This is a genomic window from Haloarcula onubensis, from assembly GCF_031624605.1.
Classification (GTDB): Archaea; Halobacteriota; Halobacteria; order Halobacteriales; family Haloarculaceae; genus Haloarcula; species Haloarcula onubensis.
This window is the reverse complement of the sequence record NZ_JAMQOS010000003.1, coordinates 316034-331370: the sequence shown is the minus strand read 5'-3', so window position 1 is coordinate 331370 and position 15337 is coordinate 316034. Positions and strand designations below refer to the sequence as shown.

Genomic DNA, 15337 nt, shown 5'->3' with positions numbered 1-15337 from the left:
ACGACAATCATAACAATATTGATATAAACCGATACTGTGGTCGCATGTTCAGTAACGCAACACACGAACGGACAGTATCGCGGCTGCTCACGCTCGTCCTGGCGGCGGCCGTGTTCGGGAGCCTGGTGGTCGCCAGCGCCGGTGTCGCGGCGGCACAGGCGGACCAGTCGGACGCGGAGGTCCGGGTCGTCCACGCGGTGCCTGACGCGCCGGCCGTCGACGTCTACGTCGACGGCGAACTCGTCTTCGAGGACGTGGCCTTCGGCGAGGAGAGCGAGTATCAGTCGGTTCCGGAGGGGACACAGAACGTCACGGTGACGCCGGCGAACGACGCTGACACCGTGGTGTACGAAGACGAGATAGACGTCGACTCCGGCCAGGCCACCGTCGCCGTCGGCGGTGAACTCAACGACAGCGGCGAGGACGTCGTGGCCCTCGCGCTCTCCGACGACGCCGACCCGGCCGACAACGAATCGGCGGTCCGGCTCGCTCACCTCGCACCTGACGCGCCGGCCGTCGACGTGACCGTCAACGAGACCGGCGCCGTCCTCTTCGACGACGTGGAGTTTGGCAACGCGACCGAGTACGAGACGGTCCCTGCCGGTAACTACACGCTCGAGGTCCGGAACGCGACTGACGGCGACGACGGCGACGTCGTCGCGACGGTCGACGTCACCGTCGAGGACGGCGAGGCCTACACCGCTGTCGCGACGGGCTACCTCGACACCGACGACGCACCCGTCGACGAACCGTTCGCCGTCGAGGTGTACGAGGACGAGACGGCCGAGAACGAGACGGCCGAATAGCGTCGGTCCGTCACACCGCGCGGTATTTTTCTTCGCGGACTCGGTCGGTGCCGGTACGGACTATATCGGGACGGCCCTGCCCGGCCGTTATCCGTCCGGCGCCCCTCCTTCGAAGCGTGCTCGAACTCTACCAGGCAGAGGGCTGTCCCTACTCGGAGACGGCCCGCCAGAAACTGTCCGACCTGGGCGTCTCGTACACGATTCACAATCCCCGGACACACGACGGGGAGACGCTGAACGAGCAGACACACGAGGCGTTGTGCACACTCGGCGGGGAGGACCAGATTCCGTTCCTCGTCGACCACAAGCGCGAGGAGACGATGTACGAGAGCGACGACATCGTCGCGTATCTCGACGAGCACTACGCCTGAGCGGGCCACTGATAGCGAGGCCGACACGGCGAGCGGAGCCGTCTCGCGCGCTGGCCCGGGGAAACAGCTATCCGCGGAGCGGTCCCAGGACCGTCAGATGCGTCACGACGACCCGACGAGCGACCGCGGGGCGGGTCCGTTCGCGTCGCTGTACGACCGGGCTCGCGAGTCGCTGCTGACGGTCGATACGACGGAGACGACCGTCGAGACGTCGGCCGGGCAGACAGCCGTCCTGCAGGCTGGCGACCCCACAGCGCCCCCGCTGGTCGTCCTGCAGGGCGGGAACGTCACCGCGCCGGTCACGCTCGCGTGGGTCCAGCGACTGGCCGACGAGTACCGCCTGCTCGCACCGGAGACGCCCGGCGAACCGGCGAGAACGCGGACCGAGCCCCCCGCGTCGTACGGACGGTGGGTGACCGACGTGTTCGACGGGCTGTGTATCGACCGAGCGCCGGCGGTCGGTATCTCCCACGGCGGCGGCGTCCTGCTGGAAGCGGCGGCCCACGCGCCCGACCGCATCGCGGCCGCGGCCCTCGTCGTCCCCGCCGGCTTCGGCGTCTCGCCGTCGCTGTCGCTGGCTCGCGTGGTCGGCCTGTCGCTGCTGTATCGCCTCCGCCCGAGCGAGCGCGTGCTCGACGCGGCGCTGTCGCCGCTGTTTACCGAATCGGTCGACGGGGTCGCCCCGGTCGTTCGCGAGACGGTCGCGACGGCGCTGCGCACGGCCGACCTGAGAGCCGAGTTTCCCGGGCCCGAGGGGCCGCAGGCGCTCGCCCGGTTCGACGCGCCGACGCTCGTCGCCGGGGCGGGACGGGACCCGTTCTTCCCGGCGGCGTGGCTCCACGAGCGGGCCGGCGAGTATCTCCCCGGGGCGACCCACCGGACACTCGCCCGCGAGCGGCACTTCCTCTCGCCGACGGGCCAGGCGAGCGTCGTCTCGCAGTGTCGGTCGCTACTCCGTGACGTGTCGTAGCCGACGTCGCGGCGGGTCAGACCGGCGAATCGCGGTCCTCCCGAACGCACCGCTATCGGCGCTCACACCGTCTCGATGCGCTCGCGCAGCCACTCGGCGGCGTCGGCGACGGCCGCCGGGTCCGTGCCGGTCACCGTCACCCGGCCCGGCGTGTCCGCCTTCCGGGGATAGCTCCCCACGGCGACGCCGAACTTCTCGCGCGCCGTGGTGACGTACCCGACCAGCGCGCCCTCCGGCGCGGGCGTGTGAATCGTCTCCGTCGTCCGGTCCCCGTCGAAGGCGTCGGCGATGGTCGCGTACATCGCCTTCAGTTCCTCTGGGATGCCGGGCAGTACGTAGACGTCCTCGACGACACAGCCGGCGGCGAAGCTCTCGTCGGTCAACAGCGCCTGGCCGCCCGCCGGAATCGACGCCCACGCGTCGAGGTCCAGGTCCATGTCGTAGCGGTCGACCATCTCGGGGTTGTCCGCGGCGAACGCGTCGGCCTTCGCTTCGAGATGCGCGCGAACGTCGTCGGGAACGACGAGGGAGCGACCGAACGCCTGTGCGACCCCGGCTTTCGTCACGTCGTCGGGCGTCCCGCCGATACCACCGGTGACGACGACCGCGTCGAACGCCTCGTGGTACCGGGCGACGGCGTCCGCGATGACCGACTCGTCGTCGGGGACGGTCAGCACGCGCGTGACGGTCGCGCCCGCCGCCGTGAGCTGTCGGCCCAGCCACGACGCGTTCGTGTTCTCCGTGTCACCGGCCAGCAGTTCGTCGCCGACGGTGAGCAGTGCGACGTCCATCCGTTCGTTGTGAGAGTCTGGCGGCCGTAAGGGTTTGGCTGTGGCCGCCGCCGACCCGTCGCCACCGGCGTGTCCCGCCACGACGAACGGCCGGTCGAGGCAGGGAGGGGCGGTCACTCGAGTATCTCGACGACACCGTTGGTACCGTCGACGCGAACGCGGGAGCCCTCCGCCAGCGCCTCGGTCGCGCCGTCGACGGCGACGACCGCGGGAATGCCGTACTCCCGGGCGACCAGCGAGCCGTGCGTCAGCCGCCCACCGACCTCGGTGACGACGGCGGCGTTGACGAACAGCGGCGTCCAGCCGGGGTCGGTGTACGCCGCGACCAGCACGTCGCCCCGGCCCACGCGCTGGGTCCGCGGGTCCGTGACGACGGTCGCGGTGCCTTCGACGACGCCAGGCGCGGCGCCGGTGCCGTGGAGGCGTCGGTCGGCCGCCGGCTCGGAGTCCCGCTGTGGCGGCACGTACCCGGTGCTCGTGATAATCCGTGGCGGGGTGAGGCGACGGTCACGCTCGAACTCGCGCCGTCGTCCCGCGATGTCGATGCCGGAGAGCGTCCGCGGGTCCGAGAGGCCCTGCGTGACCTCCGCGACGGTGAGCAGCCAGACGTCTCCGGCGTCCGGGAGCGCCCCGCGCCCGGTCAGTTCGTCGCCGGCCGCGAGGGCGGCCTCGCGAAGCTCGGCGAGCAGTCGTGCGAGGGCGAACTTCGGCAGTTCGCGGATGCCGAGATACCCGCGGTGCGTCCGGATAAGTCGCCGGACGAGGGGGGCAACCGGCGCGGGAGCGGCCCGGATGAGACGGGTTTCGGCAGCCCCGGCACGGGCGCGCAACGCTACGTCGATGTCGTTCTGGGTCGTGCCGGCGCGTGTCTCCAGCGTGCTGGCGACCACGGTCAGCAGCGGCGTGGGGTCCTCGCGGTAGCGCGGCCGGCTGACGTCGATTTCGCCGATAGCGCGAAAGCCGTACGTCGAGAGGAACCCATCGAAGGCGTCCAGAAACGCCTCGGAACCGTCGAGAGCCGCGAGGTCGGCCCGCGACGGCGTGTCGCCGTCGGTGAGCGCCGTCGCGACGGCCGGCGACTCGCGAGCGACGTCGGCGAGTTCGCCGAGTTGGCGCGTCATCCGGTAGACGACGTCGCCCTCGATGCCGAGAGCGAGCGCGTCGACGCTGTCCGCTTCCTCGGGGACGAGTCGCCGGAGCGCCGCTCCGGCGAGCATGGCCGAGAGGAGCGGGCCGTAGAACGGGTCGAGCAGCCAGTCGATAGCCGATTCGAGTTCACGTCCAGCGGTGGTGAACCGCTCCGCGGGCGCCTCGGCGGCGTCGATGCGCTCGATGGCGGCGTCGCCGGCGTCGGTGTACTGCCGGCGAATCCCGTCGAGCGTCGCCGCCGGCGTCGAATCGAGCATGGACCCGGGAATCGACCCGACCATGGCCCGGAGCAGCGGCCACGTCGACCGCAGGGTCCGGAGCGGACCCAGGCCCCCGCTGCCGGGGCCGGCGGGAGACGCGATGGCCTCGGGATGGTCCTCGGACAGCGTTCGCAGGGCGTTCGCGGCCGGTCGGTCGACGATGTCGAGGTTCCGGACGAGGCGGTCGCGGACCCACGGGCTGGTGAGATACGCGGTCAGGTCGATGTAGAGCCGTCCGCCGGCCGTCGCTCCGAAGCGCTCGGCGAGGCCGAAGTGCTCGCGGACGAACTCGACCTCCGTCTCCCAGATGTCGAGGACGAGCGGCGGCATCGCCTCGGGCATCCCCTGTCGGTGACCGAAGCTGTAGTACACCCGAACGTCGCCCCCGGGCGGTTCGCGTTCGGGAACGGGGTAGAGGGCGGTTATCGGCCGCGCCTGCAGGACGGCTATCTCGCCGTCGGCGATGGCCCACTCGACGTCCTGCGGGCGGCCGAGCGTGTCTTCGATGCGCGCGGCGATGCGGACGAGAGCGGTCGCGTCCCGGTCTGTGAGAACCGGGTCCGTGCGGTCGGCGCCGACGTGATACGCCAGCACACTGCCGTCGGTGCGGTCGACGCGGAGCGTGTCGGCGGTCGCCGTGCCCGAGACCTGGGCCTCGCCCAGCCCCCTCCCGGCGTCGATGACCGACACCGAGCGAGTTCCCGTCAGCGGGTCCGCCGAGAAGCAGATGCCCGAGACGTCCGCGTCGACCACGCGCTGGACGACGACGGCCATCGAGAGCGCCGCGGTGGCGAGGTCGTTGCGGGCGCGGTAGGCGACCGCACGGTCGGAGAACAGGCTCGCCAGACACGCCAGAATCGCCCCGGCGAGGTCGCCGCCAGCGACGCCGAGTGTGGTCTCGTACTGTCCCGCGAAGGAGGCGTCCGGGCTGTCCTCGCTGGTGCCCGAAGAGCGAACGGCGTAGGGACCATCGGGGAGTGTCGCGGTGAGCGCGTCGCGCAGGTCGGCGGGCACGGAGCGGTCGCGGATAGCACGGCGAAGGTCGGCCGCGATGGCGCGTCGGGCCGGCGTGTCGTCTTCGTCGGCGCGTTCGAGGCGGTCGCGGAGCCGCTCGATAGCCGGGTCGTCGGTCACCCGGTCGAACAGCTCGGTGGTGACGACGGCCCCGTCGGGAACCGGAAAGCCGCGCTGTCGGAGTCGGGCGAGCGTGGCGCCTTTCCCGCCCGTGAGAGACGGCTCAGTGGCCAGCGGTGCATCGAGCGCGAGGAGGAGTGGTGGCATCGAATCCACACTACTGTAGGATATCTAACTGCATGGCTGTGTACGGTGAGTGGCCAGGGTTTCAGCTGAGAGACGGCGGAGAGAAGCCGGTACGGAGTTGCGCACTCGGGCAGGCCGCACCTGGTCGAGACTGTCCACGTCCGGTGGCGCCGACGGCGAGCGACCGACAGACAGGGACTCGGATTTGGGAGACGCGCGGTCTCGAATCGCCAGAACGACCGCTCCCGTTCGTCAGAGGCCGGCCAGTGGCCGGCGCGTCGGTCGAGCGGACTCTTAACCCGCCGTTAAGTCCATCGAGTGGGTCGAGGAATGCGGTTCCCTCGACCGCGGAAACGACGCCATAGAGCGGGTCGCGGCGACCAGGCGAGGGGCGTCTCACCCGCCCTCGTGTCGGTCTCACAGGGTCACTGCCGCACACGCGAGTCGCGTCGGTGGCCCCGTCACTGTGGCTGGCTACATAGCAGGTACATAATATTGGCCCCGCGTCGGGAAGGCTCGGGCAGATGAAACGCCCCCGATCGTCGCTTCCGGCGCAGATTCGCCGGGGACTGTCCGAACCGCACCTCGTCGTTCGGCGACTGAACGAACTGTACTTCGACGTCCACAGCCAGTACGTCGACCGGACCGAGCGGGTCGACTACTTCGAGGAGGAGTGGGACAACCTGTTGCTCCTCGACGCCTGTCGCTACGACACGTTCGCCGATATCGCGGACCTGACCGGCGCCCTCGGCGCTCGACACGTAGCGTCCAGTTCCACCATCGAGTTCCTGAGCCGCTATCTCGACGGCCGCGAGCTGACGGACACGGTGTACGTCACGGCCAATCCGCAACACTACCGCAAGAGCGAACGGGAGTTCGTCTCGGTCGAGTTCCACGACGTCGTCGAGGTCTGGCAGGAGGACGGCTGGGACGAGACCCACCGGACCGTCCGCCCCGAGACCGTGGCCGACGCCACGGAGCGGGCCGCCGAACGGTACCCGAACAAGCGGCTGCTGGTCCACTTCCTCCAGCCCCACTACCCGTATCTCGGGCCGACGGGGCGGGAACACTTCGACAACGACTCGCTGGACTTCTTCAACCGCGTCATGAACGGCGAGGTCGACATCGAGCCCGAGACGCTGCGTCGGGCCTACCGCGAGAACCTGGAAGTGGCGCTCCCGAGCGTCGAGCGGCTGCTGGACTCGCTTTCGGGCAAGACCGTCGTCAGCGCCGACCACGGCGAGATGTTCGGCGAGCGGTCGTTCCCGCTGCCCATGCGCGAGTACGGCCACCCGTCGGGCATCCACACGGAGGAACTGACGAAGGTGCCCTGGCACGTCTACGACGAGGGGCCGCGAAAGGAGATTCGCGACGGCGAGTCGTCGAGCGAACGAGCGGACGTCGCGACAGACGTCGTCGAGGAGCGGTTGCGCGACCTCGGCTACGCGTGAGCCGTCGCGACGGCGCTGCGGGCCGAGTGAGCGTCGTTTACCGGCTATATAATAAACCACCCCTGGGTCGACAGTTCGAGCCAGAAGGTACGCGTCTATGCCTCGAACGACCGCGCAGTTCAGATACGACACGCCGCCACGCGACGGACGACCACCGGCGGCTGCGGGCACACTGATACGAACGCACACAACATATGCGACGAAATCTCCTCGGCGGTATTCTCTCGGTCCTCTCGGGAAAGGTCCTCACGCTGGGCGTGACGATGGTGACGATGCCGCTCCTGTTCCGGCTGCTGGGCCCGGGGAAGTTCGGCGAGTACACGACGGTGATGTCGATTCACGCCCTGTTCATGATATTCGTCTCCTCGGGCATCACGAACGGCGTGCGGAAGTTCGTCGCCGAGGACAGACCCGGCACCGACTGGGAGGGCAACGTCGTCGGCTTCTACTTCCGGATGGCCACGCTGCTGGCCGGGCTTGGCGCGCTGGTCTACCTCGGCGCCGTCCGCACGGGCGTCGTCGCCTGGTACTTCGACCCGACCTTCGAGCCGTACTTCCGGCTCATGGTCGTCATGGTCGTCGCCGCCCAGTTCTGGGCCTACGCCAGACGGACGCTCATGGGCTTTGGCCTGGAACGGTACTCGGAGCCGCTGAAAGTCGTCTACCACGTCGCCTTCGCCGTCGCGGCGCTGGGTCTCGTCCACCGCGGGTACGGCGTCATCGGGGCGCTGACGGGCCAGATTGTCGGTACCGTAGTCGTCGGCGTCGTCGGCCTCGCACTCGTCGTCCGGCGGACCTCGGTGCGGTCGCTGGTCGTGCCGGCGGGGTCGGCGCTGCCCCGGCAGCAACTGCTCACGTACAACACGATGGCTATCGTGCTGACGGTCTGTATGATGTCGCTGTACCACGTCGACGTCATCATGCTCCAGTCGCTGGCCGACAGCACGGCGGTGGGCAACTACAAGACCGCGCTGACGCTGGCGGAGTTCCTCTGGTTCGTCCCGATGACGCTCCAGACCGTCTACGTCCACTCCACCTCGAAGCTGTGGTCCCAGGACCGCACCGACCGCATCGGCCGCCTCGCCTCGCGGACGACGCGCTATACGCTCCTGTTGACCGCCGTGATGGCGCTCGGGCTGGCGTCGCTCGCCGACCGGGTCGTCCCGCTGTACTGGGGGTCGGCGGCGGCGCCGGCCGTGACGCCGATGTTACTCCTGCTCCCCGGCGCGCTCGGATTTGCGGCCGTGCGGCCTACCATCGCCATCGAGGAGGGCCACGGGACGCTGCGTTACTCGGTACTTGCAACCGGCGCCGCGGCCGTGTTGAACCTCGGGCTGAACCTCCTGCTCATCCCCCGCTACGGGATGACCGGGGCCGCGATAGCGACGAGCGTCGGCTACGCGTCGATGTTCGCGTTCCACGTCTGGAGCGCTCGCCGGCTCGGGTTCGACCCGCTCGCGGACGCCCGACTGCTCCGTGTCGGCCTGACGGTCGCGGTGGCCGCCGGGCCGATTCTGTTGCTCCCGGGGTACGTCGTCGGCGCGGTACCGCCCTCGCTGAGCGGGGTCGTCTCGGCCGACCTGCTCTCGCTGGTCGTCGTGCCACCGGTCGGCCTGTCGGTGTTCCTGCTCGTCGCTTTTCTGACCGGCGCACTTCAGCCGCGCGAGTGCGTGGACATCTTGTCGCGGTTCCCGGACCCAGTCGGGAGCACCGTGCGAGGAATCGATGGGAGGCTGCGTAGCACGATGTGGCGCACACTCCTCCCCGACGGCGGCCAGTTCTGGCTCCTGCTCGTCGGCCTGCTGCTGTTTGCGACCGGGACCGGTATCGCCGCGATGGACTTCGTCGGCACCGACACACCGGGGGTGGGCCCGGCCGCCGACACGCCAACCGCCGAGACGACGGCGACGCCCGAGGCGTCGCCGGAACAGACCACCGGGAGGCTCACGACGGACGAACCCCGGGAGACCACCACGCCACCGCCCACCGAGACGGACGACGGCGGGCTGTTCGGGGACTCGACGCCGACGGAGACGGCCACGGAAACCGCGACCGAGACGGACGACGGCGGGTTCTTCGACGACCCGACGCCGACCGAGACGGCCACGGAAACCCCGACGCCGACTCAGACCGAGACGCCGACGGCGACAGAACCGACGGAAACGCCGACCGAGACAGCGACGCCGACGGAAACGCCGACCGAGACAGCGACGCCGACGGAAACACCGACTGCCACACAAACCGCGACACCCACGCCGACGGAAACGGCGACCCGGACCGAGACAGCGACGAACGAGTCAAAAGAGACGGGGGACGGGCTTTTCGAAATCAGTCTGCCACAGGTGCTGGCTCCCGACCTGTTCTGACGGGTCGGGGCCCAGTAGCCGCCGCCGACCACCGTTACGTCGCCACGCTCAACGTCCGATTAAGCGCCTCGTTGGGGCCCGCATAATAATCGGCAATTCGGCCGAGCTACGGCTGTGAGCTATCGCGACAACAGGACGGCATCGGTGAGTCGGCGGGGGTTCTTGGGGGCGGTCGGCCTCGGAGCCCTCGGTTCAGTACCGACCGGGACCGCGGGAGCGGCGACGCTCGACGACCAGTATCGGACGGTCGTCGACGTCCGAGACGAGGGGGCGGACGCGAGTGGCGGCGAGTCCGTGAGCGCGCTCCTGGCGGACCTCGTCGACGACGAGACGCTCCTGCGGTTTCCACCCGGACGCTACTACATGGACGCGCAGGTCCGCGCGTCCGGTATCACGAACGTGGGGCTGGTGGGCGACGACGCGACGCTGGTTCCGGCCGACTACGACGACTTCGAGGGGCCGACGTACCGGCTGTTCCGCCTCGGAACCCACTACGACCCCGGGCGGGACATCTGCGTCGCTGACTTCGACGTCGACCAGCGCGGGACCGGCACCGGCATCCGCGCCTTCCACCTGAGCGCCGCCGATAGCTTGCGGCTCGAGAACGTCGATATCGTCGGCCGCCACGACAGCGGCACGTGGGGACCAGTGCTCGTCCGGGTCACCGACCCCGGCGGCAGCGGCGTCGTCTCGGGCGTCCGGATGCCGGACGGCGCGGACTGGGAGACCGAGACGCCCGGTGACCTCTGGCGCGGTCCGACGGGGATACTCGTCAACGACCATCGGGGACACCTCACCGTCCGGGACTGCGTCGTCAACAACTTCCCGGACAACGGGCTGTACGTGCAAGGCGAGGGGACGGTGTCGGTCCGGGGCGGCCGGTTCGCGAACAGCGGCCCGGTGAACGTCCGCATCGGGGCTCGGGAAGCCGCCGTCGAGGGAGCGACCGTCGTCGTCGACGACCGGGCGCCGAACTACCGCGCCCAGATACCGATGCGGTTCGACTACGCCGAGGCCGTCGACGTCGAGGGCGTCGACCTGGCCCTCGCCACACCCAACGGCGACGCGTTGCAGTTACGCGGGGGCGTGGAGCGGGCCACAATCAGGCAGAGCGACGTCAGTATCGGCGCCGTCCCCGCCTCCGGTATCGTCGCCAGGCGTGGCAGCGGCCCGCTCTCGGTCGTCGACGTGAACATCGACATCGAGAGCAGCGGGAACGCGATTCGGGCGCTCGGTGACGGTGGCAGCCTCGTCGTCCAGGGCGGCCACGTCGGCGGCGGCGCCACGGGCGAGACGCTCCGTCACGCCGTCCGGTGTGAACGGGACGGGAGCGAGTTCCGACAGTTGACCGTCGACCAGTGGGGCGGGGGCCGCCGTCGCGGCCTCGCGCTCCTGGGCGACGATGCCGTCGTCTACGACTGCCGGATTCAGAGTTCCGACTGGCCGGTACACGCCCGCGGAACGAACGTCTGGGTCGAGGACAACTATCTGAACAGCTACTCCGGCACCGGCTCCATCCGCATCGGCCCGTCGGCCGACACGGTGCGCGTCAAGAACAACGAACTGCCGGACGGCATCGAGGACGACGGGGGAAGCGCCGTCCTCGTCACGGGGACGACGTACTGAGCCGCCGCTTACCGGGTGGCTAGTAAATGCGTCAGGACGCCACCACAGACGCATGCCGACGGTAACTGTGGTCATCCCGACGTACAACCGCGTCGACGAACTCGGGCGGGCAGTCGACAGCGTGCTGGCACAGACCTGCGAAGACATAGAGCTCGTGGTCGTCAACGACGGCTCGGACGACGGGACCCTCTCTATGCTCGATGCCTACGACGACCACCGCCTCGAGGTCATCACGCACCTGACCAACCGGGGGGCGAACGTGGCCCGGAACACCGGCATCACACACGCCGACGGCGAGTTCGTCGCCTTCCTCGACTCGGACGACAGCTGGCACCCGCGGAAACTCGAACGACAGCTCCGGCGGTACGAGGCGGCGCCGGACGACTGCGTGGCGGTGTACTGTGACTTCGAGTACGACCTCGACGGGACCAGCGGGGACTTTCGCTCGACGGTCGCGGAGATGCTCTCGAGGACCGACGAGGAACGCCCCAAGGAGGGCGGCGTGGAACTCGCCGGCGAGATTCTCGCGGACCACCTCCACTCGGGTGCGGGCTCTACCCTCCTCGTCGAGACGGCCGTCGCGCGAGCCATCGAGGGGTTCGACGTCACACTCGACCGGTTTCAGGACCCCGATTTCCTCCTGCGCGTGATTCAGGAGGGGGAACTCGCGTACGTGGACGAACCGCTCGTGACCCGATACGAGACGGGGACGCCGTCGGCCGCCGCGATAGCACGGGCCGACGAGGCGTTCATCTCGAAGCACGCGTCGCTCGTGCGGGCGGCCGAGCGAGACGGCTACAACGTACGAACGGCCCACAATCTGGTGTTGACGAAGGCCTATCTGGAGGAGGGAGCGTTCGTCGACGCCGCTCGCTATCTCAAAGACGCCCGCCTGTCGGTCCGGCAGTTGCCGGGCGTCCTCTGGAGCGCCGGGTCGGGTGTCCGTCGGAAGGCCGCCCACGGCTAACCCGGGGGTCGCCTGGCCGGCACGACACACGGCTTATCCGACGAATAATAAGGGCCTCATGGGGGCTACGGGCGCTCGATGTCACATCTCGACCGCTGGTATATCGACCTCTCGCTCGTCGCACTGCTGACCGGGCTGGCAGTCCTCGCGGTCACCGCCGACGCGACCGGCGTCGTGCGAATCGCCGCCGTCGTCCCGCTCGTCACGCTCCTTCCCGGCTACGCGTTCGTCGCCCTGCTGTACCCGTCGTCCGGAAACCACGCCGTCCGGACCGTCGACGAAACCCAGCGCGGGTTACGGAACCCGCTGCCGTCGAAACGCGGCGTCGACACGGTCGAGCGGGTCGTCTTCGCGGTCGTTTCGACGCTCGTTCTCGTCCCCTGTGTCGCGTTGCTGACGAGCGTCTCGCCATGGGGTCTCGCTGTTCGACCGCTCCTGTTCGCGCTCGCCGGCCTCACGCTGGCGTGCACCATCGGCGGGCTCTTTCGACGGAGACGGCTGCCGGCCGAAAGTCGCTACACGCCCCAGTTCGGCCAGGTCGTCTCGAACCTCGGCTACGTCGATACGACGAGCGCCTTCGGCGGGACAGACAGCCGCCGTCGGCTGTACAACGTCGGCCTCGCCGCGAGCGTCCTCCTGCTCTGTTCTTCCGTGGGCTACGCCGCCGTGAACCCGCCCCAGGCCGGTGGGTTCACCGAGTTCTACGTCGACACCGGCGACGTCAGCGGCGACAGCCAGTCGATGTACCCCTCGCAGTTCGCCGTCGGCGAGACGCGGACAGTGCCGGTCACTATCGTCAACCAGGAACACGAGCGACAGACCTACGAGGCGGTGGTCGAGATACAGCGGGTGAACGGCACCGGGGCCGACGCCGACGTGCTCGAGTCGACCCGTGCGGGGAGCCAGCGCGTCTCACTCGCCCACGACGAGCGCCGGACCGTCGAGTTCGACGTCTCGCCCGACCGACGCGGCTCGGACCGCCGACTGCTCGTCTCGCTGTACCGCGGCCAGGCACCGGCGGACCCCAGCCCCGGCGACGCCTATCGAACGCTGCGGCTCCCGATTACGGTCAACTGATGGGCACAGCTACGATGTCGCCCACGACACGCGCCGTACGGCGACCGTCGCCGCGGACGCCCGGGGTCTGACCGATGTGGCCGTGGGAACACGTCGCCGTCGGCTACCTGCTGTACTCGGGCTACGTCCACCTTCGGCACGGGGAGTCACCGGGACCGCTCGCGGCTGTCGCCGTCGCCGTCGGGGCGCTGTTCCCCGACCTCGTCGACAAACCGCTCGCGTGGACGGTCGCCGTCTTCCCCAGCGGCGTCTCCGTCGCTCACTCCGTGTTCACCGTGGCGACGCTCTGTGCCGTCGTATTGCTCCTCACCGGCTGGCTGGGGCGGCTGGCGGCCGGCACGGCGTTCTGCGTCGCCTACGCCGCACACGTCCCCGCCGACGCCCTCTACCAGCTCGTCGTCGGGAATCCGCTGCGCCCCGAGGCGTACGTCTGGCCGCTCGTCGTCATCGAGAGCGGCGGCCACGGCGGGTTCCTCGACAACTTCCGGTACTACCTCGTGCGCTTCCTCGCCTTCCTGACGACGCCCCGGGGGATGCTGTTCCTGGGGCTTGAACTCGCGTTGCTCGGCACCGCGCTGGCGGTGTGGGTCGTCGACGACTGCCCCGGAGCGGGATTCGTGCCGGGAGTCGGGTCGCCGGATGGTAGCTGACCGGCCAGTACACGGGCGAACTGGACACGAGCGCCGGGGTATCGGCGGGGAGCGACGTGTCGGGTCGGAGACGCCGTCTCAGAACTCGTTCCCGACGGTCCTGAGGTCGTCACAGCCGTGGTCCTTGATGCCGCCGCGGAGCCTGTTTTGCTTGAGGTAGACGTTGGCGCTCTCGGGGTAGAGACAGTAGGCCTCGACGTCGGCGTAGGAGTTGGCGTAGATATCCTCGACGTGTGTCCCGTCTCCGAGGTCGATAATCGGGTACTCGCTGGCGACGTAGTCCCCCCTGTAAATCGTGACGTCGTCGCCCGTGTTCACCACGGCGCGTCGCTGCGACCCGCCGGGCTGGTCGACGTTGACGGCGCCGAGCCGGACGTCGTCGCGGTCACAGCGAACGGCGGCCTTCGCGATTTCGTCGCCTACGCTGCCGACGAAGTCGACGTACTCGAGCAGTACCTGTCCGGAGTTGTCGCCGTCGTTTATCTCGATGCCGAACCCGCCGGGGGTGTCCATCTCGACGTGGGAGTCGACGAACGTGACCTCGCCACAGTCCGGGGCGGTGACCACGGCGTTGGTCACTTCGTCGCCCGAGATGTGGATGTCCGCGTTCTCTATCCAGGCCGAGGTACAGGAGCCCATGACCGAGATAGCGAAGCTGTTCGGGAGCGGTGCGGTGTTCCGGACGGTCACGTTCTCGACGCGGATGTCGCCGCCGTTCTCCAGACGGACGGCCCGGTGTGACTCGTCTCGCGGGCGGTTCTGGTCGACGACGACGGTCGCACCGTCGATACTGCTGCCGTCGCCGCCGACGCGAAGCGACGCGGCGTTGCTGTTCGAGAAGTGGCCGCCGTCGACCTCGATGACGCCGTCGCCGCCGGACGCGTACAGCCCGTTGTCCGGGAACGCGCCCACGACGCAGTCGCGGAAGGTGAGCCGCCCGCTGTTCGAGTTGGCGAGCAGGCCCGTCGGGCCGCGCCAGATGTTGCCCGCGTTCGGCGTCTCGTCTTCCCACGCACCGCCGTCCGGGACGTCGAACCGCTCGACGAGGCCGGTCCCGTTCGGGTCGGAGATAGCGAACCGACCGGGGCCCCACGTCCCGCTGTCGTGTTCGCCGTGAACCGCGATGTCTCTGACTTCGAGCCCGTCCCCGACGACGGTGTCGATGACGCGGATGCCCGTCTCGGGTGCGGTCTGGTCGACGTCGAAGCCGTCGAAGACGAGCCGGTTCCCGGGGTTGTAGCCGACCCCCAGCCTGAACAGGCGGTACTGCGGGCCGTCGAAAGTGTGGTAGTCCGCCGGGACGAGCGTCGCGTCGGTACCGACGAGCCCGAACGTCTCGAAGCCGGTAAAGCGCACCTGCTCGTCCATGTAATACTCCCCCGGCGGGAAGACCAGCAGCGTGTCGTCCCCCCGGCAGTCCCGGAGCGTCTCGACGATGGATTCGGTGCCGGTGTCGTCCGCGCCCGCTTCGACGACGTCGATTACCGTCCCGAACTCCTCGCGGTACTGGTCGAGTCGGTCCGCAGTCCTCGACGCCGTCGCGCGCCCGGTCACGGCAGCGAGTGTCCCCCCAAGCGCCGTAGTCGCGATACT

At 69.3% G+C, this 15337-nt stretch carries 12 protein-coding genes; 9 read left to right on the top strand and 3 right to left on the bottom strand.

From position 1 onward, the window contains the following. The first annotated feature begins 44 nt into the window (after window positions 1-44). The 3 genes from NDI86_RS11080 to NDI86_RS11070 all read left to right on the top strand — a co-directional run bounded on the left by NDI86_RS11080 (window position 45) and on the right by NDI86_RS11070 (window position 2147). Entirely contained in the window at window positions 45-806 is a 762-nt protein-coding gene (locus NDI86_RS11080) for a DUF4397 domain-containing protein (protein WP_310900489.1), read from the top strand. A gap of 116 nt (window positions 807-922) precedes the next feature. Beyond that, window positions 923-1177 carry a glutathione S-transferase N-terminal domain-containing protein gene (locus NDI86_RS11075; RefSeq protein ID WP_310900488.1) on the top strand — a complete coding sequence of 85 codons (255 nt, stop codon included), beginning with the start codon at window positions 923-925 and terminating at the stop codon, window positions 1175-1177. Window positions 1178-1274: 97 nt separating this feature from the next. After that, window positions 1275-2147, top strand: coding sequence for an alpha/beta fold hydrolase (locus NDI86_RS11070; RefSeq protein ID WP_310900487.1), 873 nt, complete (start codon window positions 1275-1277; stop codon window positions 2145-2147). Window positions 2148-2209: 62 nt separating this feature from the next. On the opposite strand, the gene NDI86_RS11065 is transcribed toward NDI86_RS11070, so the two are convergent. Together NDI86_RS11065 and NDI86_RS11060 are read right to left on the bottom strand one after the other, a co-directional pair. Further along, a complete protein-coding gene (locus NDI86_RS11065; RefSeq protein WP_310900486.1) occupies window positions 2210-2938 on the bottom strand; it encodes a competence/damage-inducible protein A in 729 nt (242 codons plus the stop codon). A 113-nt stretch (window positions 2939-3051) separates the two neighbouring features. After that, window positions 3052-5628, bottom strand: a complete 2577-nt coding sequence (locus NDI86_RS11060) for a PEP/pyruvate-binding domain-containing protein (protein ID WP_310900485.1) — start codon at window positions 5626-5628, stop codon at window positions 3052-3054. 503 nt (window positions 5629-6131) lie between these two features. Here NDI86_RS11060 and NDI86_RS11055 point away from each other — a divergent pair. From NDI86_RS11055 to NDI86_RS11030, 6 genes are all read left to right on the top strand, one after another. Then, on the top strand, window positions 6132-7058 hold the full coding sequence (locus NDI86_RS11055) for an alkaline phosphatase family protein (protein ID WP_310900484.1): 927 nt from the start codon (window positions 6132-6134) through the stop codon (window positions 7056-7058). Between the two features lie 194 nt (window positions 7059-7252). After that, window positions 7253-9424 (top strand): oligosaccharide flippase family protein, encoded by a 2172-nt coding sequence (locus NDI86_RS11050; RefSeq protein ID WP_310900483.1) that lies wholly within the window; start codon window positions 7253-7255, stop codon window positions 9422-9424. A 114-nt stretch (window positions 9425-9538) separates the two neighbouring features. Beyond that, entirely contained in the window at window positions 9539-11050 is a 1512-nt protein-coding gene (locus tag NDI86_RS11045) for a hypothetical protein (RefSeq protein WP_310900482.1), read from the top strand. Between the two features lie 52 nt (window positions 11051-11102). Beyond that, window positions 11103-12017: a glycosyltransferase family 2 protein gene (locus NDI86_RS11040; protein ID WP_310900481.1), complete on the top strand. Its 915-nt coding sequence runs from the start codon at window positions 11103-11105 to the stop codon at window positions 12015-12017. A 78-nt stretch (window positions 12018-12095) separates the two neighbouring features. Then, complete coding sequence (locus tag NDI86_RS11035; RefSeq protein ID WP_310900480.1) at window positions 12096-13094, top strand: DUF1616 domain-containing protein; 999 nt, start codon at window positions 12096-12098, stop codon at window positions 13092-13094. A 74-nt stretch (window positions 13095-13168) separates the two neighbouring features. Further along, window positions 13169-13744, top strand: coding sequence for a metal-dependent hydrolase (locus NDI86_RS11030; RefSeq protein ID WP_310900479.1), 576 nt, complete (start codon window positions 13169-13171; stop codon window positions 13742-13744). Between the two features lie 78 nt (window positions 13745-13822). Here the strand turns inward: NDI86_RS11030 and NDI86_RS11025 are convergent, their stop codons facing one another. Next, complete coding sequence (locus NDI86_RS11025) at window positions 13823-15298, bottom strand: right-handed parallel beta-helix repeat-containing protein (protein WP_310900478.1); 1476 nt, start codon at window positions 15296-15298, stop codon at window positions 13823-13825. Window positions 15299-15337: the final 39 nt, after the last annotated feature.